This window comes from Bacillus sp. FSL W8-0183 (assembly GCF_038006825.1).
GTDB classification, from domain to species: Bacteria; Bacillota; Bacilli; order Bacillales; family Bacillaceae; genus Bacillus; species Bacillus altitudinis.
Map to the genome: position 1 here is coordinate 2884395 of NZ_JBBOVY010000001.1, position 25424 is coordinate 2909818.

At 42.6% G+C, this 25424-nt stretch carries 26 protein-coding genes; 6 read left to right on the forward strand and 20 right to left on the reverse strand.

All coding sequences use genetic code 11. From position 1 onward, the window contains the following. Nucleotides 1-37 precede the first annotated feature (37 nt). The gene (locus NSQ64_RS15285; RefSeq protein ID WP_041092583.1) at nucleotides 38-679 is read left to right on the forward strand and encodes a CBS and ACT domain-containing protein; all 642 of its coding nucleotides are present in this window, start codon (nucleotides 38-40) and stop codon (nucleotides 677-679) included. Then, on the forward strand, nucleotides 676-1836 hold the full coding sequence (locus NSQ64_RS15290; protein ID WP_045034170.1) for an acetoin utilization protein AcuC: 1161 nt from the start codon (nucleotides 676-678) through the stop codon (nucleotides 1834-1836). Before NSQ64_RS15285 ends, NSQ64_RS15290 begins: the two co-directional genes overlap by 4 nt. Nucleotides 1837-1878: 42 nt before the next feature. On the opposite strand, the gene ccpA is transcribed toward NSQ64_RS15290, so the two are convergent. The 11 genes from ccpA to NSQ64_RS15345 all read right to left on the reverse strand — a co-directional run bounded on the left by ccpA (nucleotide 1879) and on the right by NSQ64_RS15345 (nucleotide 13654). Beyond that, on the reverse strand, nucleotides 1879-2880 hold the full coding sequence (gene ccpA / locus NSQ64_RS15295) for a catabolite control protein A (protein ID WP_341017195.1): 1002 nt from the start codon (nucleotides 2878-2880) through the stop codon (nucleotides 1879-1881). A 450-nt stretch (nucleotides 2881-3330) separates the two neighbouring features. Beyond that, entirely contained in the window at nucleotides 3331-4407 is a 1077-nt protein-coding gene (locus tag NSQ64_RS15300; RefSeq protein WP_017358315.1) for a bifunctional 3-deoxy-7-phosphoheptulonate synthase/chorismate mutase, read from the reverse strand. A 413-nt stretch (nucleotides 4408-4820) separates the two neighbouring features. Further along, nucleotides 4821-5144 (reverse strand): bacillithiol system redox-active protein YtxJ, encoded by a 324-nt coding sequence (gene ytxJ, locus NSQ64_RS15305; RefSeq protein ID WP_041507651.1) that lies wholly within the window; start codon nucleotides 5142-5144, stop codon nucleotides 4821-4823. Between the two features lie 30 nt (nucleotides 5145-5174). Beyond that, nucleotides 5175-5645: a YtxH domain-containing protein gene (locus tag NSQ64_RS15310; RefSeq protein WP_007501807.1), complete on the reverse strand. Its 471-nt coding sequence runs from the start codon at nucleotides 5643-5645 to the stop codon at nucleotides 5175-5177. A gap of 29 nt (nucleotides 5646-5674) precedes the next feature. Then, entirely contained in the window at nucleotides 5675-6091 is a 417-nt protein-coding gene (locus NSQ64_RS15315; protein ID WP_017367864.1) for a DUF948 domain-containing protein, read from the reverse strand. A gap of 223 nt (nucleotides 6092-6314) precedes the next feature. Continuing rightward, complete coding sequence (gene murC, locus NSQ64_RS15320; RefSeq protein ID WP_008343047.1) at nucleotides 6315-7613, reverse strand: UDP-N-acetylmuramate--L-alanine ligase; 1299 nt, start codon at nucleotides 7611-7613, stop codon at nucleotides 6315-6317. Between the two features lie 302 nt (nucleotides 7614-7915). Then, a complete protein-coding gene (locus tag NSQ64_RS15325) occupies nucleotides 7916-10669 on the reverse strand; it encodes a DNA translocase FtsK (RefSeq protein ID WP_341017199.1) in 2754 nt (917 codons plus the stop codon). A gap of 196 nt (nucleotides 10670-10865) precedes the next feature. Beyond that, nucleotides 10866-11471, reverse strand: a complete 606-nt coding sequence (gene ytpR, locus NSQ64_RS15330; protein ID WP_007501813.1) for a YtpR family tRNA-binding protein — start codon at nucleotides 11469-11471, stop codon at nucleotides 10866-10868. Between the two features lie 16 nt (nucleotides 11472-11487). Beyond that, nucleotides 11488-12300 (reverse strand): DUF1444 domain-containing protein, encoded by an 813-nt coding sequence (locus NSQ64_RS15335; protein ID WP_008343044.1) that lies wholly within the window; start codon nucleotides 12298-12300, stop codon nucleotides 11488-11490. 18 nt (nucleotides 12301-12318) lie between these two features. Then, nucleotides 12319-12639: a thioredoxin family protein gene (locus NSQ64_RS15340; RefSeq protein WP_003217665.1), complete on the reverse strand. Its 321-nt coding sequence runs from the start codon at nucleotides 12637-12639 to the stop codon at nucleotides 12319-12321. Then, entirely contained in the window at nucleotides 12626-13654 is a 1029-nt protein-coding gene (locus tag NSQ64_RS15345) for a PTS transporter subunit IIC (RefSeq protein ID WP_341017202.1), read from the reverse strand. The genes NSQ64_RS15340 and NSQ64_RS15345 overlap by 14 nt, the downstream gene beginning before the upstream one ends. 200 nt (nucleotides 13655-13854) lie before the next feature. On the opposite strand from NSQ64_RS15345, the gene NSQ64_RS15350 reads away from it, so the two are divergent. Beyond that, nucleotides 13855-14301 carry a YtoQ family protein gene (locus NSQ64_RS15350; RefSeq protein WP_041507650.1) on the forward strand — a complete coding sequence of 149 codons (447 nt, stop codon included), beginning with the start codon at nucleotides 13855-13857 and terminating at the stop codon, nucleotides 14299-14301. Nucleotides 14302-14508: 207 nt separating this feature from the next. On the opposite strand, the gene NSQ64_RS15355 is transcribed toward NSQ64_RS15350, so the two are convergent. After that, entirely contained in the window at nucleotides 14509-15582 is a 1074-nt protein-coding gene (locus NSQ64_RS15355) for a M42 family metallopeptidase (RefSeq protein ID WP_341017205.1), read from the reverse strand. Nucleotides 15583-15781: 199 nt separating this feature from the next. On the opposite strand from NSQ64_RS15355, the gene NSQ64_RS15360 reads away from it, so the two are divergent. Next, nucleotides 15782-16096 (forward strand): PepSY domain-containing protein, encoded by a 315-nt coding sequence (locus tag NSQ64_RS15360; protein WP_003217759.1) that lies wholly within the window; start codon nucleotides 15782-15784, stop codon nucleotides 16094-16096. Nucleotides 16097-16136: 40 nt separating this feature from the next. Here NSQ64_RS15360 and NSQ64_RS15365 read toward each other — a convergent pair whose 3' ends face one another. The 3 genes from NSQ64_RS15365 to trmB all read right to left on the reverse strand — a co-directional run bounded on the left by NSQ64_RS15365 (nucleotide 16137) and on the right by trmB (nucleotide 19515). Next, nucleotides 16137-17834 (reverse strand): NAD-dependent malic enzyme, encoded by a 1698-nt coding sequence (locus NSQ64_RS15365; RefSeq protein ID WP_008343042.1) that lies wholly within the window; start codon nucleotides 17832-17834, stop codon nucleotides 16137-16139. Between the two features lie 73 nt (nucleotides 17835-17907). Then, nucleotides 17908-18756, reverse strand: a complete 849-nt coding sequence (locus NSQ64_RS15370; RefSeq protein WP_341017208.1) for a YtnP family quorum-quenching lactonase — start codon at nucleotides 18754-18756, stop codon at nucleotides 17908-17910. A gap of 117 nt (nucleotides 18757-18873) precedes the next feature. Beyond that, nucleotides 18874-19515 (reverse strand): tRNA (guanosine(46)-N7)-methyltransferase TrmB, encoded by a 642-nt coding sequence (trmB, locus tag NSQ64_RS15375; protein WP_039168409.1) that lies wholly within the window; start codon nucleotides 19513-19515, stop codon nucleotides 18874-18876. 189 nt (nucleotides 19516-19704) lie between these two features. Between trmB and NSQ64_RS15380 the strand changes: the two genes are divergently transcribed. Then, nucleotides 19705-19980 carry a YtzH-like family protein gene (locus NSQ64_RS15380; RefSeq protein WP_024719286.1) on the forward strand — a complete coding sequence of 92 codons (276 nt, stop codon included), beginning with the start codon at nucleotides 19705-19707 and terminating at the stop codon, nucleotides 19978-19980. Here the strand turns inward: NSQ64_RS15380 and NSQ64_RS15385 are convergent. The 4 genes from NSQ64_RS15385 to thpR form a co-directional block, all read right to left on the reverse strand. Beyond that, nucleotides 19977-20777, reverse strand: coding sequence for a phosphotransferase family protein (locus NSQ64_RS15385; protein ID WP_025207816.1), 801 nt, complete (start codon nucleotides 20775-20777; stop codon nucleotides 19977-19979). The genes NSQ64_RS15380 and NSQ64_RS15385 overlap by 4 nt on opposite strands. Before the next feature lie 284 nt (nucleotides 20778-21061). Beyond that, a complete protein-coding gene (locus NSQ64_RS15390; protein WP_007501831.1) occupies nucleotides 21062-21991 on the reverse strand; it encodes a YegS/Rv2252/BmrU family lipid kinase in 930 nt (309 codons plus the stop codon). Nucleotides 21992-22038: 47 nt separating this feature from the next. Continuing rightward, complete coding sequence (locus NSQ64_RS15395; protein ID WP_341017213.1) at nucleotides 22039-22974, reverse strand: hypothetical protein; 936 nt, start codon at nucleotides 22972-22974, stop codon at nucleotides 22039-22041. 25 nt (nucleotides 22975-22999) lie between these two features. After that, a complete protein-coding gene (thpR, locus tag NSQ64_RS15400; RefSeq protein ID WP_024719290.1) occupies nucleotides 23000-23551 on the reverse strand; it encodes an RNA 2',3'-cyclic phosphodiesterase in 552 nt (183 codons plus the stop codon). Between the two features lie 92 nt (nucleotides 23552-23643). Between thpR and cysK the strand changes: the two genes are divergently transcribed. Continuing rightward, nucleotides 23644-24573: a cysteine synthase A gene (gene cysK / locus NSQ64_RS15405; protein WP_024719291.1), complete on the forward strand. Its 930-nt coding sequence runs from the start codon at nucleotides 23644-23646 to the stop codon at nucleotides 24571-24573. A gap of 219 nt (nucleotides 24574-24792) precedes the next feature. Here the strand turns inward: cysK and NSQ64_RS15410 are convergent, their stop codons facing one another. After that, complete coding sequence (locus NSQ64_RS15410; protein WP_341017215.1) at nucleotides 24793-25410, reverse strand: Type 1 glutamine amidotransferase-like domain-containing protein; 618 nt, start codon at nucleotides 25408-25410, stop codon at nucleotides 24793-24795. Between the last annotated feature and the right edge of the window lie 14 nt (nucleotides 25411-25424).

Genomic DNA, 25424 nt, shown 5'->3' on the forward strand with positions numbered 1-25424 from the left:
GTTCAATTCGTTTTTTTGGCAAAGGGGATTGGTAAACATGATGATTGAACAAATTATGGAGCGTGATGTGATCACGCTGCGCAAAACCGATACGATTGAAGAAGCCATTCAAAAAATGAGTGCACATCACATTCGGCATATTCCCATCGTATCTGAGCAGGGATCTGTCATTGGGATGGTGACAGATCGGGATATTAAAAATGCCAGTCCAAGTATTTTTGAAACAGAGAAAAGGCAGCTTTTTATTCAGCGGCCGGTTGAAGACATCATGGTGCTAGAGACGATTACCGCTCATCCGCTTGATTTCGTTGAGGAGATTTCAAGTGTCTTTTTTGAACACGGAATTGGCTGTCTTCCCGTTGTGAGACGCGGCAAGCTTGTAGGGATCATCACAAAAACAGATTTACTTCGTACGTTTGTAAGACTAACAGGTGCAGATCAGCCTGGATCACATTTAGAGGTTGAAGTAGCGCAAGTGACAGAGGGTCTTGCAGACATTACGGCCATTTTAAAAGAACAGCATATTCAAATGCTGAGTGTACTCGTGTACCCACATGCCAATGAAGCCTCTAAAGTGCTCGTCTTCCGCCTTCAAACGATGCATGCAGATCATGTGATGAAGCTGATTCGTGCAAAAGGCTATAAAGTGCTCTGGCCTATGGAGCAGACGATCAAATGAAGGAAGCGACCTTTGTTTTTTCACCATCTTTTCAAACGTACCAGTTTCACCAAGATCATCCCTTCAATCAGCTTCGCGTCTACTTAACTTATGATCTTCTTCAAAAAATGAAGGCATTAACGGATGATGAGATTGTCGCACCTCGTATGGCGACGCTGGAGGAATTAAAGCTTGTCCATACAACAGACTACATTCAAGCAGTACAGCGGGCAAGTGAAGGAAAACTGTCCACCGCAGAGGGGGAACGTTATGGTCTTGGCACTGAGGATACCCCGATGTTTGCAGGGATGCATGAGGCAGCTTCTCTCCTAGTTGGCGGGACATTAACAGCGGTTGATCAAGTGATGCTTGGGCATTCGCAGCATGCGCTCAATCTTGGCGGCGGGCTTCACCATGGATTTAAAGGACGTGCTTCTGGCTTTTGTATTTATAATGACAGCTCTGTAGCCATTCAGTATATTCAAAAGACATATGGCGCTAGAATTTTATATATTGATACAGATGCTCATCATGGCGATGGTGTACAGTTTAGCTTCTATGATGATCCAGAGGTATGTACTGTTTCCATTCATGAAACAGGGCGCTATTTGTTCCCTGGAACTGGACAAGTACAGGAAAGGGGTCATGATAAAGGCTATGGCTATGCATATAATATCCCGCTTGACGCATTTACAGAAGACGAATCATTTTTAGAAGCCTATCGAACAGCAGTGACAGAGATTGCTGCTTTTTTTAAACCAGATGTCATTTTGACGCAAAATGGAGCAGATGCCCACTATTATGACCCTTTGACGCATTTATCTGCTACCATGAAAATATATGAGGAAATTCCTAGAATTGCCCATGAGCTGGCGCATCAATATTGTGATGGAAAATGGATCGCTGTGGGCGGAGGCGGCTATGATATTTGGCGTGTCGTCCCAAGAGCATGGAGCCGCATTTGGCTTGAGATGAAAGGCATTACACCACCAGATGCACTTCCTCAGGAATGGATTCGGGCATGGGAAAAACAATCGCCTGTTCCGCTTCCATCCACATGGCTAGATCCTGACGATTTATATCCACCGATTCCAAGAAGAGCAGAAATTACAGAAAAAAATGCACAAACGGTAGAAAAAGCACTCATGCCTGTTCGACGAGAAAAGAAAAAGGCATAAAAAAAGCAGGCGTCCACTGATCAAGTGAGCCTGCTTTCTTTTTTATTTCGTCGATTGTCTTTCTTCGATTCTATGTGGCAATTCAACAATTTGATCTTCTACTTGTTCTTTGTTCATGAGCTTTGTCAAAAGTCTCATCGCAACAGCGCCAATATCGTAAGTCGGCTGAACAACTGTTGTCAATTGAGGGCGAACCATGAGGGATAGTCTTGTGTTATCAAAACCAATCACTTCTAAATCTTCAGGAATTGATACGCCTCTGTCCTGCGCTCCATGAATGACACCTAGCGCCATTTCGTCAGTAGCTGCAATCACAGCCGTCGGCTTGTCAGATTGATCAAGCAGATTAGCCAGCGCTTCAATACCAGAGTCATATGAGTAGTCTCCTTCAGCAACAAGCGCTTCGTCAAACGCGATACCAGCTTCTTTAAGCGCACGCTTATAACCAGCAAGCTTTCTCATAGAGTTAATTGGTTCTGACATTGGTCCAGATACAAACGCAATTCGTTTATGTCCTTTTTCAACTAATAGCTGAACTGAATCATAAATGGCTTGTTCATAGTTAATGTTGACTGATGGTGTTTGTGCCTGCTCTTCAACAGATGCAGCAAGTACAATGGGTACAGGAGAGCGCTTAAATTCTTCCACATGCACATCTGTAATGTTTCCGCCCATAAAAACGATTCCATCTACTTGTTTGCCAAGCATTGTGTTTAACAAATGAAGTTCTTTATCAGTATTTTGGTCTGAGTTGCTCAAAATAATGTTGTACTTGTACATCGTCGCAATATCTTCAATTCCTCGTGCAAGCTCTGAATAGAAGATACTCGAAATATCAGGGATGATGACCCCAACTGTTGTGGTCTTTTTACTTGCAAGGCCTCGTGCGACTGCGTTCGGACGGTAGCCGAGACGATCAATTGCTTCAAGCACCTTTTTTCTTGTTGTTGGTTTTACGTTTGGATTACCATTAACAACGCGTGATACCGTTGCCATACTTACGTTTGCTTCTCTTGCTACATCATATATTGTAACATTATTCACATAAATCACTCCTTCAAATACACTTCATATCTATAGCATTCACCAATTGGATAGAGACATGTCAGATACGAGGAAAATAATATCCTATTTGTCATTAAAACGATGAAAAGAGACACATAATTTTTCAATATACATCAAAATGACATTCTTTTATGAAATTATACACGTTTTTTCTTCATATGAAAACGTTCCCTTTCTTTTTATAACTAAATTAAACAAACTTTAATGAGCTTGTTACCTGTAAATTGAATCATATTTCACCAAAAATCGTCGCGAACGTCAGCTATGACAATGATCTTAGCAGATTCTATCGAATTTTAAAAATGAAAACATTGTGAACAAGCGTATTTTTAGCTTGCAATGTGCTCTTTTCCTTTTATTGCCAATTCCGATCGTATTTTTTCATGAAAAAACCGCCGGGCTGTCATCCGGCGGCTTTTCTATTTATGGTTACGCGTGAATGTTGACAAGTGGTCTTAATGCATCTAACCATTTTTCGAATTGTGGAATGTCCATTTGCTGCGCTGAATCAGATAGGGCAACAGATGGATCTGGATGCACTTCTGCCATCACACCGTCTGCTCCAATCGCAAGAGCTGCTTTAGCCGTTGGAAGGAGTAGATCTCTGCGTCCTGTTGAGTGTGTCACGTCAACAAAGACTGGTAAATGTGTCTCTTGTTTCAAGATTGGCACAGCCGAGATATCTAGTGTATTTCTTGTGGCTGTTTCGTATGTGCGGATGCCTCGCTCGCAAAGGATGATTTGGTCATTTCCTTGTGCGATGATGTATTCAGCTGCATTGATGAATTCTGAAATTGTTGCTGCTAGACCGCGTTTTAAAAGAACTGGTTTGTTCACTGATCCAGCTTCTTTTAAAAGCTCGAAGTTCTGCATGTTACGTGCTCCAATTTGGATGACATCGATATGCTCAATCGCTTCTTCAATATGAGCAGGATTCACGATTTCACTAATAACTGCAAGACCGTATTCATCTGCTACACGTTTTAGAATTTTTAGACCGTCTACGCCAAGTCCTTGGAAGTCGTATGGACTTGTGCGAGGCTTAAATGCGCCACCACGAAGAAGTTTTAGTCCCTGCTGTTTCGCTGCTGCCGCTACTTCTGCAACTTGCTCGTAGCTTTCAACGGCACATGGCCCAACGATGAAACGTTGTTTTCCGTCACCGATCGCTTCTCCATTGATATTTACAATTGTATTTTCAGGTTTTTTCTTACGAGAAACAAGAAGTGCTTTGCTGTGGTCATCTTCTTGAAGCTCTAAACCTGCTTTGAAAATTTCTTTGAAAATATGTTGAATCGTTGAATTTTCAAATGGGCCATCATTTTCTTCAAGAATTTGATTAAGCATTGTGCGCTCTCTGACAGGGTCATAACGGTTGACACCTTGCGCTTCTTTTGCCTTTCCAATTTCTTTTACAATGTTTCCTCTTTCATTGATCAGTTTTAAGATTTGAAGATTTAGTTCATCTGCTTGCTGTCTCAATTGTTCCAATTCATTGTTGCTCATTTTTGTCATCCTTTCCTCTGCCCGCTCTCGCTTTTTATTTTTGATCTCTTATAATAGGGTTTATTATAAACAAAGATTTCGGAATTGTCACGAAAAAATTCTTTATTACCCAAACGCTTTTAAGCGATAAAGTATTATGTGTAAGATTATAGCATACTTTTGATGCAAGTAAACCTTTTTTATAAAAAAAACGTCAGCAATCGCTGACGTTTCAGCAGGTAGACAAACCCTCGCATTCTTTGTCAGTCCTGCGCGCTGGTACTCACGAATGACAAATTCGCTCCGTGCCAGTGCTCGTCCTTCCTAGACTGCAAAGGTTTTCTATCACGCTGAAAAGAAGACAAAGGGCTAAAATAAAGTTCATTTTAGCCCTTTGTCAACAATCTTGAACGTCAGCAATCGCTGACGTTTTTCTACATGTTATGTTCAAGCGCTTCTTTTGTAATGCTTGAGTGAGAAGCATGCCACTTTACTTTGCCATCGCTAAAGATGAGTGCCTGCGGGCTTTCGTGCTTGATCCCTGACTTTTCAGTCACATAGGATGAAAGCTCTCTTGTGTTTTGAATTTGCAAGAAATAAGCAGGAACATCCTCATGTTCTGACGCAAACGCTTCAAACTCTTGAAAAGCAGCTTGGCTGATTGGACATGTCAAACTGTGCTTAAAAAAGACAAAGGTTCCGTCTTGATTCGTTAGTTGATCAAACTGTTCTTCTGTTTCTATGAGTTGTTTAGACATGATGTGCTCCTTCCTAACTTAAGCAGCGAGTTAGCCTTTCGTAGATTGTTCTACTTTTTCTTTGACATCTTTGATGCCGTCTTCAATGTCTGCTTTTGCTTCTTGTGCTCTTACTTTTGCTTCATCTGCTACATCTGAAGCTTCATTTGCAATATTTGCTGCAGCATCTTCTGCTTCGCTTTTTACTTGTTTAGCTTTTCCAGCTGTACGATCTTTTATGTCTTTTACTTTGTCTAAAATCTGGTTTGACTGCTCTGCTACGAGCTGAGACAATTCAGATGTTTTGTCTTTCGCAATCGTCACATATTCAGTGCCTTTTTCCTTTGCATCTGTTGTAAGACGATCTGTTTTTTCTTTTAGGGCATTCGCTTGGGTGTTCAAATCATCGCGAAGCTCTTTCCCTGACTTTGGTGCTAAAAATAATGCCGTTGTTGCACCGATAATGCCACCGATAAGTGTTCCGATCAAAAAGTCTTTGCTATTGATTCCGTCTTTGCTCATGATTATTCCTCCTATGCGAAAATGGTTGTTTATTGTTGTTTACGCTGTTTCCATTTTTTATAGATTTCAAGTGCTGCGTTACTCCAGCTTACCACATCCGTGACTTTCTCTTGATTTCGTTCAACGGATGAAGAAACCGCACCAGCTGCCTGCTTTATGCTTGTATTAAATTGGTTGATCGAGCCACCAATTCCCTGCACCGCATCCACAACTGTGTTAAGTTTTGCCGATTTGTCTTGAATATCTTCAGCAAGCTGATTGGTCTTATGTAGCAACTGTGCTGTCTCTGTGGTGATGCCTTGCATCTGTCCTTCAAGACCTTCTAAAGTTGATGCGACATTCTTTAATGTCAGCTGTAAGGATTTCAATGTTTTGGACAAGTAGATGACAAGAATGAGGAAAGCGATTGCGATGAGTGCAACGCTTAAATAGAGAATAATAATCATCTGATACCTCCTTTGCTGCGGGCATATTCAATTCAATACCCTCTCGTTGTATCATTCAAACATCGCCTAGAATGACCGATTGAATAATAATTCTACACTTATTCGCCAATTCCTGTCCACAGCGAACGAAAAAAAGCGGCACATCTTGTCACATTTAGCCCCTTTGTCACATTTTATTCAAAATAAAAAAGCGCCGATTGAATCGGCACTTTTTGACAGGCACTTATACTGCGACTTTCTCATAAGCACGAAGATACTTTTGAATATCTCCTGCTCCCATAAAGACCAAGATCGCATTTTCATGTGCTTTCAGCACAGATGTCTCTTCTTCTTCAATCAATTGGGCTTGCGGAATTTTTTCCCGCAAATCTTCAATGCTTAGTTTCCCAATGTTTTCACGAGCTGAGCCGAAAATATCACAGAGGTATACATAGTCTGCTTTTTTCAGACTGTCCGCAAATTCACTTAAAAATTGCTGTGTACGAGTGAAAGTGTGCGGCTGGAAGACTGCTACAATATCACGGTCTGGATACTTCTGGCGAGCTGCTTCGATCGTGACTTCAATTTCAGTCGGATGGTGCGCATAATCGTCAATTAAGACTTGTTCACCGACTACTTTTTCATTAAAGCGTCGTTTCACACCGCCAAATGTCGTTAAAGCACCTTTGATGAGCTCTACATCAATGGCTTCATAGTGGCATAATGCAATGACCGCTAATGAGTTAAGGACATTGTGGTTTCCGTAAGCAGGAATGTAGAAGGTATCATAAAACGTATTACGTACAAATACATCAAATGTCGTGCCTTCTGTGTTTTTCACAACATTTCGTGCTTGGAAATCATTTTCTTCATTGAATCCGTAGTACACAACAGGTACTTTTGCTTGGATCTTGAGCAAATGCTCGTCATCACCGCAGGCGATAATGGCTTTTTTCACTTGAAGTGCCATGTTTTGAAACGCATCGAACACGTCATCAATATCCGTGAAATAATCAGGGTGATCAAAATCAATATTGGTCATGATCGCATAGTCTGGATGGTAGCTGAGGAAATGTCTGCGGTATTCGCACGCTTCAAATACAAAATACTCGCTGTTTTCTTTCCCCATTCCAGATCCATCACCGATTAAGTAGGAAGTTGGTTTTGCCGCTTGCATCACATGTGCAAGCAGACCTGTTGTCGATGTTTTACCATGAGCACCCGTAATTGCAACGTTTGTGAATGAATCCATGTATTCTCCAAGAAATTTATGATAACGAATGACAGGAATCCCTTCAGAAAGAGCACGCTCAATCTCAGGGTGTGTATCTGGGAATGCATTTCCTGCAATCACCGTCATCCCTGGCTGAATATTATCTGGGTCAAATGGGAGAATTTTAATATTTCGTTCTTCTAATGCTTTCTGTGTAAAGATATGTTTTTCGATATCCGATCCTTGGACAGTATACCCAGTATCATGAAGAATTTGGGCCAGTGGACTCATACCTGTCCCTTTTATTCCAACAAAATGATAAACAGTCATAATTGTACCTCCAACAAACGTCTATCTGACTTACAGTATATGACGCTCATTTCAATTTGCAACTTGTGATTTTTGTCTCTAGCTGATCACAAATCGCAGCTCCAAATAAAGATTTTTTTCCGATCTTCCTATACTAATCAATATTAACTATGATTAGTATCCGACAACTTTCCCATTTCTAACACCTGCTTTCGCTCATTTTCGTTAAAAAGCGTTCAGACAGGCATGCGAAAAGCGTCCAATTCAAAAATTGCACCTATGTGCTATCATACCATGTTTATCAAAAAAATGAAGTGGTTTGTTTAGATCAATTGTTCTAAATCACTCAGTGTCATGAGGACCTCTCTTGGCTTACTGCCTTTTGCCCCAGAGATCATTCCTTCACGTTCCATCATATCAATCAATCTCGCTGCTCGATTGTAGCCAATTCTAAATCTTCTTTGCAAACTGGATGTACTTGCACTATTTTGCTCGATGGCGAATCGGCATGCGTCCATAAACAATTCATCTTCGTCTGTAATGGCAGAGCCTTGGAGCATCAATTCTTCCTGTTCAAAAAGGAACACAGGTTTGCGCTGTTTTCTCACATGCGCTACCACTTCATCAATCTCTCGATCTGATACAAAGTTCCCTTGCAGCCTTGTCGGTTTGCCAGAGCCATTTTCTAAGAACAGCATGTCTCCTTTTCCGAGAAGCTTTTCAGCACCTGCCATATCAATAATGGTTCTTGAATCCACTTGGCTTGAAACAGAGAATGCAATTCTTGTTGGGATGTTTGCTTTAATGAGGCCTGTAATGACATCAACAGAAGGTCTTTGCGTCGCAATGAGTAAGTGAATCCCGCATGCTCTTGCTTTTTGGGCAATTCGGCAAATGCTTTCTTCGACTTCATTTGGTGCGACCATCATTAAATCAGCCAGCTCATCAATGACAACGACGAGATATGGTAGTTTTTCACCCATTTGTTTTTCTTTCACCAGTTCGTTAAATCGTTTGATTTCTCTCACACCAGAGTGTGCAAACAGTTCATAGCGTCTTTCCATTTCATCTACTACCCATTTCAAAGCAGCTGTTGCTGTCTTGGCATCAGTAATAACTGGGCTCACAAGATGCGGAATGTGATTATACGGCGCCAGTTCGACCATTTTAGGGTCGATTAACAGCATTTTCACTTCATCAGGTGAAGCTTTAAACATCAGGCTTACGAGAATGGTATTAATACAGACACTTTTCCCTGAACCTGTTGCTCCGGCAATTAAGCCGTGCGGCATTTTTTGCAAATCAACCACAACGGGCTGACCGGAAATATCCAATCCGAGCGCTGCCGTTAATGGAGATGGGTTGTCTCTAAAAGCACTGCTTCTGATCATTTCTCTTAAGAAAACCATTTTGCTGTGAAGGTTCGGCACTTCGATTCCAATCGTGTTCTTCCCAGGAATCGGCGCTTCGATGCGAATATCTTTTGCAGACAAACTGAGTTTGATATCATCTGACAGGTTTGTAATTTTGTTCACTTTCACGCCTGGTTCAGGATGCACTTCAAATCTTGTAACAGAAGGACCTTGCGTCATATGAACAACACTTGCTCTGACATTGAAATTTTTCAGTGTGGCATTGAGCAGTTCTGCCCGTTCTTTCACCCATGTTCCGTCCTCTTCTTTTTGTGCTGGCGGAACGTCTAGAAGGGCTAAACTCGGAAATACATATCCTTGTGCATCTGCCGTTTTCTTCTGTCCTTGCACGCGCTGATCACTTTTTAACATCATGACGTTAAAAGGAACGGTGGAGGTTTGACCGTTTGAGCGCTTTGGCTGTGGAGAAGACGGTTTTGGTTCTTCACGTTTTATTTCAGGCGTTTCTTCAGGTGTTTCCTCAAGCTCTTCTGCCATATCCCCGGCGATCTCTGCTTGTCCAGAGTCAGCAAATTCATCTGATGCTTCTTCAACTGGCATGACTTCATCATCTGTTAATTTTTCTTCCGGCAGAGAATCATCATCTTGCGAATCTTGTAAGATCAACGGTTCTTCTTGTTCAAATGCTGCCGCTGACACGTCTGCTTGACTTTCTTCTATCCATGCAGCCTCTGTTGTTTCCTCCGCAGCCTCTACTTCATTCTCTTCCAGCATCGCAGTTTCTTCTACTGGGCTTTCTATCTCCATGTCGAGTGCTGGTGATGCGCTTAAAGCTGTTTCAAATGTAAAGCTCTCTTTTTTCTCAGCATCATCTTCAAGCGGAATCATCGGCTCTTCTTGTTCAACGGTGACTGCCTGTTCTTGCTCCATCTCTAGAGGCTCTTTAGATGCTTCAGCTTGCTCCATATGTAAGGAAGCTTCTCGATCGTCTTTGGTCTGTGACAAAGCTTGATCTTGATCCTCTGTCTCACTGAAAGGCTCGTCATATAAACGTTCCATCGTTGATTGAACGTGATCTTGATAAGCGAGTTCCTCTTGCAAAGTAAGCGGCGTCGTGACAGGTTGCTTCTCTACTTGTTCTGCTCTTTGGGCTGACATCATGTCTTCCATACGTTGTTCTTTTCGTATAGACGGGATGTTCATTTGCTGTCTTACATTCCGTTCACGCTCTGCTTCTTCTGATAACAGTGTGACACGCTGTGACGTTTCTTCTGCCGATTTCATTTTGACAGAAGATGTGTCTTCTTTGGCTGCTGCATGTTTTGGACGCATATCCTGGTGGTAGCCATAGATGGGTGAAGGGATTTGCTCTGGTTTAAAAGGCTTTTTATTGAGATCAGGCTGCACCGTTTGTTTTGGCTGATAGGTCGCCTGCTTTGCCTTTGGCTGACTTGGCCGCGTGCGCCTTCTTTCTTGTTGCTTTGCTGCCTCACGTGCAGGTTCATCTGGAACGAGAGGAAAGCGGAAATTGCCTTTTGGATATTCATAATACACTTTCGTATCTTCAACTTTTTTATATTCTTTATGCTGTTCAACAGCTGGCTGCTTTGGTGCAATCGGACCTGTTTCAGGCCTCTCAGCTTTTTCTTCTTTTTTTTCTTCTCCTAAAAATACACTAAAAAATTTATCTAACCAACTCATCATTTATCACTCACTTTAACTCCCCTTACGTTTTCTTGGGCGATTTTTAGTATACCATTGCTTTTTCATGCAGAAAAGCGAGAAAAGTGCTACGCTTTGCTGTTCATACTGTCTGTAGATGAAAAAAAGTCACTAAGTACGTACTTAGTGACTTTTGGTATAACACATTCTTCGCTCATTTGTACCCGTTTATGGGAGGTTACGCTTCAAATGGTTCGCCAGCTTGGCGGCTTCCTTCTAGAACAAGGATTCCTTTTTCAGCAGGCGCATTCGGAAGATCTAATTCTTTTGCAGAACAAATCATTCCGCTTGAAGGAACACCTCTTAGTTCAGCATCTTTGATCACCAAACCGCTCGGCATCACAGCACCGACCTTTGCAACCACAACATATTGACCTTGATCAACGTTTGGTGCACCGCACACGATTTGTAAGGTTTCATCGCCAACATCTACTTGGCAAATGTTCAGTTTATCTGCATTCGGATGTTTTTCTTTTTCCTTCACATAACCGACCACAAACTTAGGTGATAGATCAACTGTTAATGTTTCACTGACACCGTTGCGGTTTAAAATTTCATTGATATCTTGAACAAGCGTTTCAGAAAGCGGTACAGATCCGTTTTCTTCAATTTTCATGTAAGTAGATGCATTGAAAATATTAAAACCTGTTGTTTCTTTTGTGTCTTGATTGAAGATTCTTACGACATCTCCAAACGTTTCATGACCTACTTCTTCTCTTGTTACATCTTTCAATGAAATAAGGAGTGTGTCGCCGACACCTTCTGCATTATAAAAAACGTTCATTCTTCAAAATTCCCTTCTACTGCTGTTTTGGTCTGCTTTTTGCAAGAATAAAGATCGGTTCAAGCTTGCCTTCGTCATATAAAAATGACAAGGCCGTAATCGGAACCGTGCCGCTGGCGAAGAAGCTCATCGACATTTGCCCTAAAATATCATAGCCTGATTCATTGCGTACATCTGCAATGATGAACACATCTTGATGGGGAACGGAAATAGCCATTTGCCCCTCTACTTTTTGCGCGTATTCTTGTAAAATCGATTCATTTAAAATTCTGCTTGCATCGTACCCGTCGTTTGCACGGAAGAAATAAAAACGGTTGCCCGCCACTTCATCCATTTTCACGACAGTCTTTAGTGAACGGACGTTAAAACTTGCAGTTTCTCTGATTCGTTCTTTTGTCCAGTTTTCCTTTTGCAGCATCTTCTCGTCAATTAATCTGTAGGTGCTTCCAAGGTCAAGTGCATAGTAGATTCTTGTCTCTGCTGTATGCTCATCAAAAACGAGCGGAATCTCATCACTTGATGTTTCTGGAAAGGACGTTGAACGAATGACCGGATAAATGTGCTTCTCTTTGCCTGAGATGTGCTGCGCTTCACCTTTCATAGCGCTGAGCGCCTCTTTCACATAATAAACGATCTCATCCAGTGTTTCATCAGGCTTTACTTCCCACTTTGCAATAATCGGCGGGAGCTCAAGCGTGATGCCCTTTCCTGTATGTTTATCTTCCACACGAAGCGTATCTTTTTCCCTGTCAAACTGGTGGGTCCAGCTGTCGTTCGTCAGACGGCTTTTCAATTGATTGGCAAGCTGTCTTGATGTCATTTTCGCCATGATAAGACTCTCCTTTCGTTATTTAGAAAGAGAATCTGTTAAAAATGCTTCAATCTCTTCCTTTGTCTTACGATCTTTGCTAACAAAACGGTTGATCTCTTGTCCGTTTTTAAAGACTAAAAAGCTTGGAATTCCGTAAATTTCCCACTCTGCACAAGTGTCGATGAACTGATCTCTATCCACATAGAAGTATTCAAATTCTGGATAGTTTGCTTCAAGCTCTGGCAAAAACGGCTCAATAAATGTGCAGTCCGGGCACCAGTCAGCTGAAAATAGTAATACGGTTAAGTCTTCTTGAATCACTTTTTGTAATTCTTCGTTTGATTCAATTTTTTTCATGTTTGATTCCTCCAGTTTGTATACTTAAATCTCCGAATTGTATATAGCCTTTCTTTCTCATCCATTCTGATACTACCAAACTAATCACTGCCGGGCCAACGATATGCAAGAGAGCAATTGCAAGGAAAACGGAAGGATGAAATCCAATGACTGTGAGTGTCATGAGCTGGCCGACAAGACCACTCGTTCCCATACCCGCTCCTGCCGCATTATTGACCATCCCAAAGCCAATAATACCAATTGGCGCAAGAATCAGTCCTGCAATCGTCGGCGGAATGAGAATGAGCGGATTTTTCACAATGTTCGGCAGCTGTAGTTTTGAGGTTCCAATGCCTACCGCAGCAAGACCGCCAAAACGATTTTCTCTAAATCCTGCAGCAGCAAAGCCGACCATCTGCGCACAGCAGCCAATCGTCGCCGCACCAGCAGCAAGACCACTTAAATCAAGCATCAGCGCAAGCGCAGCGCTTGAAATCGGTGAGCTAAGAGCAAGTCCAACAATGGTTGCAACCAGCATGCCCATGATGAGTGGACTTTGGTCAGTCCCCCATACGATCAGCCTGCCGAGCCCTGTCATCACCGCCTGAATCCCAGGGCCGATGAAAGCAGCAGTGAGAAAACCTGTGATAATGGTCACAAGCGGCGTTAAAATAATATCAATTCTTGTCTCACCACTGATCAGTTTGCCTAATTCCACACCAATGAGAGCAGCCACGAAGCTTCCAGCAGGTCCCCCAAGCTCTGCTCCAGCAGCACCTGAAACAACACTTGCGAAAATAATTAAAGGAGAAGCGTTTAAGCGATAAGCAACCGCTACGCCAATTGCTGGTCCCATCAGCCCCATTGCGAGCGTTCCCATTTCCACGATGAGAGGAAATGATAACAGGCCGCCTGCTGTTTTTAAAATCAGCCCTACCACTAATGTAGCAAATAGACCTAAAGCCATATAAGAGAGTGCATCAATAAAATAGACCTTTGGCGAAAGGGAAATACCCTTTCTTTTTAAATAAGTCATCAACGTCGTCTTCCTGCTTTCTCATAGGAAAGACGAAGAGGCCTGTCCTTCCCATTATATGTAGTCTTCTTACGATGAAAAATAGTCTCTACCATGAATATCATAATCATATTTTTTTTGCTTTATCAAGCACTTCTTGTGTAACATGAAAAGAAACAGGGCAAACCTTTACTAAGTTTGTGCACAAGGAGGAGATTGTTATGCAATTAACGGTTTATTTAGCTGGAGAAATTCATAGCCAGTGGCGTGATGAAATCAAGGAGAAAAGCCAATCTTTGAAGCTGCCAGTGACGTTTGTTGGTCCAATGGAGAATCATGAGCGATCAGATAACATCGGAGAAGATATTTTAGGCGGGCAGCCAAATGCCATCTTGAAAGACGATGCGGCTTCTGATTTGAACAATTTCCGCACCGAACTATTATTAAATAAGGCAGACGTTGTCATCGCCCGCTTTGGTGAGAAATATAAACAGTGGAACACGGCAATGGATGCTTCTTCTGCCATCGCCAAAGGAAAACCCCTTATTTTGATTCGTCCTAAAGAATTACATCATCCACTAAAGGAACTATCAAACAAAGCAAATATCACTGTCGAAACAGTGAATCAAGCAATTAAGGCGTTGTCATACGTGTTTGAACAAGAATAAGAAAAAGGGCTAAAATGAACTTGATTTTAGCCCTTTTTCTTCGTTTCAGCGTGATAGAAAACCTTTGCAGCCCTAGGAAGGACGAGTACTGGCGCGGAGCGAATGTCACATTCGTGAGCACCAGCACGCAGGACTGACACCGAATGCGAGGGTTTGTCTACACGCTGAAGGCTGTGCTCTTAAAAGAGGCAGCCTTTTTCTTATCGTTTACACTTGTTGATAAATCGAATCCACCGTGCTTTGATCACAATTTTTCACAAGACGAACAATTAATTCTTTTGCCGCTGCATAATCATCCACATGCAAGACAGAGTGACTTGTATGAATGTAACGCGCGCATACACCAATAACAGCAGACGGTACACCTTGATTTGAGATATGGACACGTCCAGCATCCGTACCGCCTGGCGATACGAAATATTGATATGGAATATTGTTTGTTTCGGCTGTATCGAGAACAAATTCTCTCATGCCTCGATGCGTAATCATCGTGCGATCATAAATACGAAGAAGTGCACCTTTTCCAAGCTGGCCAAATTGTGATTTGTCTCCCGTCACATCATTTGCGGGACTCGCATCTAGAGCAAAGAACAGATCAGGCTGAATCATATTCGCAGCTACCTCAGCCCCTCTGAGCCCTACTTCCTCTTGTACGGTGGCGCCTGAATACAATTGACATGAAAGGGTTTCGTCTTTTAATTCTTTTAATAATTCAATGGCAAGTCCGCATCCATAGCGGTTATCCCAAGCTTTGGCTAAAATCTTTTTTGGATTGGCCATTGGGGTAAAGACCGTTGCAGGAACGATTTGCTGCCCTGGGCGAACGCCAAGCTCTTTCGCTTCTTCTTCACTGTCTGCACCAATATCAATCAGCATATCTGACGGTTTTACTGATTTGCTTTTTTGTTCTGGTGTCAGAAGGTGAGGAGGTGTGCTCGATATAACGCCCGGAATTGGCCCGTGATCCGTATGAACATCCACACGCTGCGCAAGCATCACTTGACTCCACCAGGCGCCAAGTGTTTGAAAACGAATCATTCCGTTTTTCGTAATGGATGACACCATAAAACCGACTTCATCCATATGACCAGCCACCATAATCTTCGGCGCGTTCTCTGGGCCTTTGCGGACACCAAACACTCCACCAAGACGATCCTGTATGAGTTCATCGGAATATTTCTCAAGTTCCTTTTTCATAAAAGCACGCACATGGTGCTCATTACCTGGAGTCCCTTGTAGTTCTGTTAAATTTCGGAAAAGCGACATTGTTTCTTCGTTCATTTGACAGTTACCCTCATTTCTATGTAATGACCATATAAATTCCTATAAAAATAACACTCACTTTATACTATAAGAATTCTTTCGGTTTTCCAAGTATCTCTCCAGAAATTTTGAATATGCTTTCAAGTATTCGGATTTCTTAACATCGCTGGACAAGTTTTGTATAATGGAAAAAACAGCAATACGGAGGTGCAGCACGTTGAAGTTAAAACATGTTCTGATTGGTGCGAGTATTGGCGTAGCCGCTGCAATTGTTGCAAAGAAAGTCTTTTTCCCGACGTATATCTCGTCTGAAAAAGCGTTAAAAATTGTGAAATCCGCTTTTAAACAGCGCGGCCCGATTGATGGCTCTTGGATTTATACTGTACCAGAACCGTATACCGTAAATGGTGAAACGATTGATGTGTACAAATCTGGCATTACACGCTCCGCCTTTGGCGAGCTGGAACAGTATGAAGTCATGATTGATGCAAAAACAGGCATGATCGTTGATGTCATTGATTCTGTTGCTTAATAAGAAAGCTTCGCAAAGACAAGTCCTTGCGAAGCTTTTTTTAGATGGCTTTGATTTTTTTGTATACAGGGTGCCACATGGCGTCTTGCACAGCCTGAATGAGGTCATCAGGGGTTTCTTCCGCAATTCCTTCGTCAATCGCTGCTTGTGCCACACGGACAGCCACTGTCGCTGAAACCGTTCTGAGCTGATCAACACTTGGAAGCATCGCAGCACCCGGTTTTCCGACATTGACCATGCTCGCAATCGCTTCAGCACTCGCAACAAACATGCTGTCTGTCATGAGGCGGGCTTTACACACAATCGTTCCAAGACCAAGCCCTGGAAACACAAGGGCATTATTTGCCTGCCCAATTTCATATGTCACACCGCCATATTCAACTGGATCAAACGGGCTTCCCGTTGTGACAAGCGCACGTCCTTCTGTCCATTCAATGAGATCTTCCGGCTTTGCCTCTGAAAGAGGTGTCGGGTTAGACATCGGTAAAATCGCTGGCCGCTCTACATGTGACGCCATTTCTTTCACTATTTCCTCTGTAAATGCCCCACCTACAGTTGAGGTACCAATTAAGATCGTAGGTTTCGCCTGCTTCACGACCTCTAACAAATCAATTGAATGCTTTGGACCATTACGTGCATAATCCTTCACTTCATCAGAACGTCTTGCATACGGCTTTTGGAATGGCTGAATGTCGGGTGAATCATCTGTGAGCAATCCCGTTTTATCAATACACCAGAAATGGTCATATGATTCCTCTTCTTTGACACCATCTCTCACGATGGCATCACGAATTTGCTCGGCTATACCAATCCCTGCTGTACCTGCTCCAAAGATCACGATTCGGTGATCTTTCAGCGGAACCTTCGATGCTTTTGCACAAGCCAGAACCGCAGCCAGTGAAACGGCTCCAGTTCCTTGAATATCATCATTAAACGTACAAATACGGTCCTTATATTTTTCCAAAATGGCGCGCGCATTTTTTGTACCGAAGTCTTCCCAGTGAAGAAGTGCATTTGGAAAAGTCGCACGGGCAAGCTCAACATATTGATCAATAAACTGATCATAGCGCTCTCCTCGAACGCGGGAGTGCTGATTTCCCACATAAAGCGGATCATTTAAAAGGCTTTCTTGGTTGGTTCCAGCATCAAGCACCACTGCCAGTACACGGCTAGGATCAATACCTGCTGCGGCTGTATAAACAGCCAGCTTCCCGACTGAAATGGCGATTCCGCCAACACCCCAGTCACCGATGCCTAAAATTCCTTCTGCATCTGTTGCAACAATGAGATCAATTGATTCATCCACTCCGTAAGATGCAAAAATTTCTTCCATTCCTTCTAGGTCATCAATGGATAAATAAATTCCTCTTGGCTTTCTATACTCGTGGCTGTAACGCTGAATCGCTGTTCCTACGGTCGGTGTGTAAACAATCGGCAGCATTTCTGCCAAATGCTCATTTAATAATTTATAAAAGAGCACTTCATTTCTGTCATGAAGCGCAGTTAAATAGACATTTTTCCCAAGTGCGTCTGGCTGTGCTTTGAACTGTTCATATGCACGCTTTGCTTGATCTTCTAGTGTTAACACCTTCGGCGGCAGAAATCCCTTTAACCCAAGCTCTTCCCGCTCTTCCTTTGTAAATGCGACCCCTTTGTTTAAATAAGGGACAGACATGACTTCCATCCCTCTTAACGGTGTCTCGATGACATCACCATGTACACGATAAAATTGATTCACCTGCACTCTTCCTTTCACAAGTTCATTTTGTCGTTATTTTGTGTGAAAGGCGCAAAAACATACAGATGATCTTTTATCTTCCGGTTTCTCTTTTGACCTCATGGGTCATTGCCCCGTCTTCATTCCACTTTACAGCACGGTAGATGGCATCATGATAAAACAAGTACCATGCATTGTTTTCTTCGGCAAATGCCTGCCATTTTTGCTTCGCCGGGATCGAGGTCATTGGATAATCATCGTATGCCAAGACCCAAAGCGGGTTTTTATGAGCGTGTGTCGGCATGATATCCGCTAAATGAATAGCTGTTTCTCCCTGACTTGTGAGCGTTAAGATGCTATGCCCATCGCTATGTCCACCTGTATGATGCAGGCGAATGCCTTCTGTTACTTCGATGCTATCTTCAAATGTCATGACTTGATCGGCAACAGGCTCCCAGTTTTCTTTCCAATATGTATTTCTTGAGCGGATGTTCGGTGCTCTCATTTCGTCCCATTCAATTTTGGACGTGATGATTTTTGCCTGCTGAAAAACAGACACGAGCTCATCGCCTTCACGTTTTGTCAGCCCGCTTGCATGATCAAAATGCAAATGAGTCATTAAGACGTAATCTATATCAGATGGGCGCAAACCGAGAGCCGCAAGTGATTCTTCTATTTTCGTTTCCTCTGTGACGCCATAATTGCGTTTTTGTTTCTCTGTCAGCTTCCCTGACCCGATGCCGGAATCTACTAACAGATGAAGACCGTTCCACCGTATGAGCATTGGATCACACCGTAATTCAATTTGATTTCGATCATTCACAGGGTATTTTTTTGACCATAATGGCTTTGGCACCACGCCAAACATGGCACCGCCATCCATGTGTGTATCTCCCCCATTTAACCAGAACAGTTCCATTTCACCTATTTTCATTGTCTCCATTGCTGTCATCCCTCCTTTTTCTATCGTAGCAAATACAAAGGAAAATCGCATGTGCTAATCTTTTTATCAAAAAAAAGCTGACCGCAATCGTTCGTTGCAGCCAGCATTGTTCGCTTGTTATTCAGGGAATTTTACTTCTGATCGATAGATCGGTTGTCCCATGGAAGAGAATTTCTCTTCATATTCTGTCATGACATTTCCTTCGAGACCATCCTCATGTAAATCAAGGCTCACATATGTTAAAAGGAGTCCGTAAGACGAAAAGCTTTTCAAGGAATATTCAAATAGTCCGCGGTTATCGGTTTTGAAATGTAATTCACCGCCTGGACGGAGGATCTGTTCATATCGCTTTAAAAAGGCTTTAAACGTCAACCTACGTTTTTCATGCCTTGATTTTGGCCACGGATCAGAGAAGTTCAAATACACCCGATCAATCTCATTTTCCGCAAAGACATCTGTCAGTGTCTCTGCGTTGATGTTTAGAAGCTTTACGTTTTCTACATCTGTTTCTTTGATTTTATCGACTGCCGTCACAATGACACTTTTAAATAATTCAATGCCGATATAGTTCAACTCAGGATGAAGCTTGCCCATTCCGGCAATAAAACTCCCTTTTCCTGTACCGACTTCGATATGGATTGGATGATCATTTCCAAACAGCTCATGCCATTTCCCTTTGTATTGTTCAGGGTTAGCTAAAGCAATATGAGCATTTTCAGCTAAGTAATCATCCGCCCATGGTTTATGTCGCATTCTCAATTTGATACACCTCTATTTTCTTTACATTTTATCAAGATACCATGAAACATAAAGAGCCGCAAGACAGCATCTTATCCGCACATATGAAAAAGACCAGCTGCTAATTGGGCTGGTCTGCTTCATGTATAAAATCAAAGCTGAATGCACAGTTTAACCACATAAATGACACGCCCTGAAAGGAGCATACGTATGGGATTAAACCGCCAACATCAGCTTCAATTAATCAAAGATATTTTAACTGATCACCAGCTGGATTGCTGCGGGACTGTTGCAGAATATGAACAGGTGGGACGCGTGATTCAATTAATGCTGGCAAAAGAAGATTTGGATGCTGACGTTCGTCAGCTACTAACAGATATTTATGATTACAGCCAAAAAGGTACCTCTGTCAGTTCAATTGATGCACATATCGAAGCGCATCAATCGCATCTATCTGACTGGGTCGAGAACATTCCACTGTCTTAATGGATGTTTAACCGTTTTAAAAGTGCATGTAGCTCGGCTTGCACTTCTTTTTGCGCCTTTTCATTTCCTTTTCTTTTATGCCAAACGACAAACGAGACGGTTTCAGCCAGCACATACCATGCCATGCGTTTTCGCAAGTTGTCGGTCAGCGGAGCACCATACATAGAGAGCCAGCTTTCCCAGTTCTCTTCTTCAACATAATGGTATAAGAGCGGTCCAAGATCAATCGCTGGATCCGCAATCATTGCCCCGTCCCAATCAATTAAATAGAGCTGGTTTTCATCTGTCAGCAGCCAATTATTATGGTTGAGGTCACAATGGCATACGACCTTATCCTCGAAATGAACTGCCTCCACATGTTTCTCTAAATACTGGATGGCGCGCGTGATATCATGTGAGTCAATCTGCTCTTTTAAGATCGATGCCTTGAGATGCATCAAGATCGATGCCGGGTCAAGCGAGTGCTTTTCTAATCGTTTCAGCATATCGAGCAGCTCTTTTGATGTATGAATTTTTCTTAGCTGCTCCGCTACAGGACGGTCATTCATGTCCTTTGGCTTCAGCTCTCTGCCGCTCAGCCAGTGCTGCGCAGTAATGACATCCCCATTTTCCATCCGTTTTGTCCAGACAAGCTTCGGCACAATGCCTTCAGCTGACAAAACCGCAAGAAACGGTGACGTATTGCGTTTTAAAAATAGCTTTTGGTCATTGTGTGTTGCGAAGTACGCATCTCCCGTAGCGCCTCCAGCAGGAGAGATGTGCCATTCGCTACCTAATATTTGTCCCAACCAGTTCATATCAATTTTCAACCCATCATTTCTTAAAATATTTTAAATCATGCTTTTTTAGTCGACAAAATTCAGCCGATTGAGATCAATTGGCTGTTTATTTTTTATTTATATGATCATAAAAACAAAAAGGACAGCTATTGAGAATGAGATGCTAAACAATAGCCGTCCTATAGATTTTATCGCTACCTTCTTATACTCGTCAAGCAAAACTAGAAAATCAGGACAAGAACCTTATGAAAAAGGAAGTCTTTTTTCATGTTTCTTTTGCTCGTGCGCACACTGGCTGCTTCTTAGCCACGTAATTTTAACGATCGCTCACTAGCCTTAACAAACACTGGAGTGGCGCCAATCACTTCTCCATCGGCGTGAAATAGGATTTTTTCATCTGCCTCCAAGTAGGCTTCTTCATGCTGAAAAAGGGTGACTCCCTCCATTACAAGGTGCTTTTTAAAAACCATTGCACTTAAAAATAAGAGGACTTTCAATGGATTCAAATCCGTGACAACGATTGTTTGAAATCCTGATTGCCTCGCACTTGCTTCCGGCGCTGCTTCCAGCCCGCCTCCATAATATGGGTGATTACATACGATCACAAACCACACTTGGCGAAAAACTTTTCTCTCATTTTCAATAAAAAGAGCAAGGTCAAACGGTTTGAAAGACCATAACGAATGTAGAAAGGACAGCGGGTAGATGATAAATCCGAGTTTGAGTCGGTTGAGCCACTTTTTCCCTCTAAAATGGACCGTTCTCTTCAAGACATGCGCATCAAAACCAACACCAATATGATTGAGAAAAAGAACAGATTGCGGACTTTCTGCATGATCTTGAAAGGAACCGAGAGAAAATGTTTTCGTCAGCATCCTCTTTTGTTTTCTCACTTCTTTGATCACATCATGACGCTGGATGCCCAGCCCCTTCGCAGCATCATTCCAATGACCTGCTGGGACAAAGCTTAGCTGCACATGATCAATTTCTTTCAAACCATTCAGTACTTCATGAAATGTGCCGTCACCGCCAATGACGATCAGCCGTTTCAATCTGTCGTCTTGCATAGCGCTAATCTGTCTCGCCAAAACTTCGGCATGTCCTTCATGCTGGGTAAGAAACGATCTGTATGAGATCTCTACCTTTTGTAATTCTTTCTCTATGCTTCTCCAAGTGCGGAGTCCTTTTCCTTGTCCTGCTGCTGGATTGACGATAAAGTACCATTCATTCATATATTAGCTCCACTCAGGTCTCATTTTTTGGTGACCTTGATATGCCTTTAATCGAGCCATTCCTGCCTTCTTTTGCTGTCTGATTCACCATAAGCGAGCAATGCCTTTGTCGCTTTGAATTGCTGGTGCTTTGTCGGCGCCGTGTTTTTCCGCTGCTTTTCAAACCAATCCTCCGCTTTCTTCTTATCGACAACCTCCATCCCGAATGGAACTTCGGGCAAATCAATATACGAGGTGCGGCTGATGAGGATTTTTTTCACAGGAAGCTCTACACCACTTTGCTGTAAAATTTTTGACACAACAGTTCCAGAGCGAAGAAGGCTTGCACAAGGGTTTAAAACGGATTGAACAGCTTTTCCCGTCGCCCGCTTTTCCCAAAAACGTTCCTTCGATCCAATATATACGCTGTCTGGCTCTGCTTCTAAGAAAGATAAACAGATGACTTCAAGCGGTGTAATGAGCACTGGACACAATTCCATCTCAGCTTTTTGAATGAGCAGCACCGGCTTGTACATCACAAAATAAGAATCTGGCAGCTGCCTTGCAAGCATCCGCAGCTTTTCATCATAGCGAATGTGATGGGAGACAGTTGAAATATGAGAGATCGTCGAGCTAGCCCATTTTAACTGAACATCGTAAAGATGATCTTTAAAAAAGTGAATCAGCTTCGTTTCATCGGTAGGAACGTTTGTAAAGACACCTAGTTCTATATCTGTTGGCTCGTTAAAAAGACTCAGGTCCCGTTCCTTTTTCATATCGGCTTCTTTTTGCTTTCTTTTTAAGGAGAATTTTTTTCTCTTTTCTTCCTCTTGTTCAGGTGCTTGCTCGATGGCTTGGTCAGCCTGCTTTTGCACCTGCTCTTTGGAAGCCTTTTTTAACTCGTCCCATCTTTGTTTTTTCAACCGAATAAACTGATTGATGTAATGATGCGGGTCTTGTTCATATCGTGATATATAATCTTGGATTTTAATAATTTGCGCCATCTGCTACTCACTCCAACCTCTAGAATCATTTATGTAGTGTAAATTGTTTGATCGCGTGATAACGCGGGGTTTCTTTTAGACGGATTTCAAATAAAGCGATACTAGAAACCTCCATCGAATATGGTTCTTTCCGTAAGGGTGCTTGTTCTATATAGGACTGTTCCCTATTCCATTTGCGCGCAATCGTCATATGTGGATGAAAGGGTCTCTTTTCGACAGGATGACCTGCTGTCAAAACGGCTGCTTTCACCTTTTCTCTTAGATCCATCAAAGGCTTACTTTCACTAGGCTTTGCAAAAAAGACTCTCGGCCGCTCCTTTTGGCCAAATATCCCTACTTCATTCAGCTTCAGCGGGAAAGCAGACACCTCAGGAGACAGCTGTGCAAGTAGCTCAGAAATCTTATTTAAACGGTCCTCTGGAATCGCACCTAAAAACACAAGGGTGACATGATAATCAATGGGTGCTGTCCATTTTTGAAAGGAAAGTCCGCTCCTCTTGTCTATATCCGCTTTCATTTGATACGCGAGTTGTTCAGGGATTGGAATCCCGATAAAATAATGACGGCTTTCGGCCATATTTTCACCTGTCCTTTTAACAAACTTTACGAATCCCCATTGATGATAGTATAACTAAAGTAATGCGGAATGAGAAGAAAGGGTGTCACATGATGAAGGTTGCACAAAATATAGCTGAATTAATAGGTCATACACCACTTGTAAAATTACAGCGCCTTCAGCCAGAACATGGCGCTGCTATTTATTTAAAACTGGAATCATTTAATCCTAGCGGAAGTGTAAAAGATCGGGCTGCTTACAATATGATCCTTGAGGCAGAAAAACAAGGAAAGCTCACAAAAGGGGCAACGATTATTGAACCAACAAGCGGGAATACAGGAATTGGCTTAGCGATGAACGCTGCTGCAAGAGGCTACAAAGCCATTCTGATCATGCCTGATACGATGACCCAAGAAAGAATCAATATTTTAAAGGCATACGGCGCACAGGTCGTCTTAACCCCGGGGGAGGAAAAAATGCCAGGCTGTATTCGCAAGGCAGAAGAATTAGCTGCTCAAATTCCTAACAGCTTTATTCCCATGCAATTTGACAATGGTGCGAACCCCGATGCTCATAGAGGGACAACGGCTGTAGAAATTATTGATGCAGTGCAACAGATTGGACAGCCGCTTGCCGCTTTTGTCGCAACTGCTGGAACTGGCGGAACCATTACAGGCACTGGAGAGGAACTCAAAAAAGCATTCCCGGAATTGACGATACATGTGGCAGAGCCAAAGGGGTCTCCTGTTTTATCAGGCGGGAAACCTGGCAAACATAAGCTTGTTGGCACAAGTCCAGGATTTATCCCACATATTTTAAACGAACAGGTGTATGATGAGATTGTGCAAGTGAGTGATGAAGATGCTTACGACATCACACGAAAGCTCGCCCGTCTTGAAGGTATTTTAGTCGGTCCATCATCTGGCGCGGCATGCTATGCAGCCATTGAAGCAGCCAAGCAAATGCCAAAGGATCACATTGTCATTTGTATGACAGCAGACACGGGTGAACGTTATTTATCAAGTGATGTGTTTCAAGATTAAAAAAGGAACAGGGCGTATGCTCCTGTTCCTTTCAGATTGTTGACAAAGGGCTAAAATGAACTTGATTTTAGCCCTTTGTCTTCTTTTCAGCGTGATAGAAAACCTTTGCAGCCCTAGGAAGGACGAGCATCGGCGCGGAGCGTATTTGACATTCGTGAGCACCGAAGCGCAGGACTGACACCGAATGCGAGGGTTTGTCTACACGCTGAAAGGAACAACTCAGACCGTCTTGACCTCAGTCTGTTCGCCTGTCACAAGTAAAACTTGTTCATCAGTGAGCGGGCATAAAGAGAGCGTATTTTGATCTTTCTCTATGATATGCTGCGCGGCTTCACCTAAATAAGGATTGTTTATATGCGGTACCGGATAGCTGTTGATCTCATTGAATCCTTCAAAGGAAGATAATTCTAGCGCTTTCTCTTGATCATCCATCAGTGAGATGTATTCAATGCTTGGCGCCATGATAATACTCCCCGCAGATTCTCCTATATACAGCTTGCCTTTGCCGATCTCTTCTTTCAATACACGATCGAGCCCGTGCTTTCTTAATTCTTGCAGCAAATAAAAGGTATTGCCGCCAGATACATACATGACATCATTCTTTCCAATGATCTGTGTGATTTCCTGAACCGTTTGCCCGGTCAGCTGAACAGTCTCTACACGCAGTTCTAATTGATGAAAGGCTTCTTTTGCTGCATCGACATAGTGCGTGACTTCTTCCACTTCACTGGCTGCCGGAATGAATGTCACACTTTTTCCTTTTAAGGTGTCGCCTACAAAGTCAGACAAGAGAGAATAGCTGTCTTTGAATGAAGAGCATAAGAACATTTTTTTCACAGTGAATCCCCTCT